Raw genomic sequence first — 628 nt, 5'->3', positions numbered from 1 at the left:
CAACGGTTGGGCTAAGGTTTGTTGCTGTGATTGGTCCGAAGGACAATCCAGCCGAACCTAAAGATAGCTTTTTACGCGTGATTTCCGTTTAGGAAATCCGCAAGCAATGAATTTTAAGCTTTGTTGTAACACGCTTTTATTATTCAATTTTGAATATTAATGGCAGTTGAAGGTTTTTACTATTCTCTTCGGTCAAATAGTGAAACTGCATACCCCAACCATTATCAAAAGCTAAAACCCCATAATGTGTGTTGAAAAGTACGTTCCCCATTCCGTCCGGAATCGGTTCATTAGGTTCATATCGGTCAAAATTTATATCTGAATTTAAAAACTCCTTTTCCGTAAGCTCAAATTGCTCGGGACCAAAATAAATTTCCTCTTTGTATTTTGAGTAATCGAAAACCATATTTTTAGTTGAGTCCTCAAGATTTTTATAAATGAACGCTATCGAACTGTCCTTTTCAACCTTAGTCAATTCATAATTATTTGTGCGAACGAGACTGTCCAAGTCATAAACAATTAGTTGTCTTGAATATGTTTCAACAGAATTCTTTTTTTTTGATTGAGAACAACCGATTAAGAATGCAAATCCTAAATATAGTAGTTTTTTCAAATGTGTTACAACGGT

At 34.7% G+C, this 628-nt stretch carries 1 protein-coding gene; it reads right to left on the bottom strand.

Annotated features, from left to right (window positions below; genetic code table 11):
- Window positions 1–139: 139 nt before the first annotated feature.
- A partial coding sequence (locus tag FEE95_RS22040; RefSeq protein WP_212748481.1) for a hypothetical protein occupies window positions 140–628 on the bottom strand: 489 nt, incomplete at its 5' end.

It is taken from the genome of Maribacter algarum (ex Zhang et al. 2020) (assembly GCF_005885635.1).
Taxonomy (GTDB): domain Bacteria; phylum Bacteroidota; class Bacteroidia; order Flavobacteriales; family Flavobacteriaceae; genus Maribacter_C; species Maribacter_C algarum.
The sequence above is the reverse complement of the archived record's forward strand: the minus strand, read 5'-3'. Positions and strand labels throughout refer to the sequence as shown.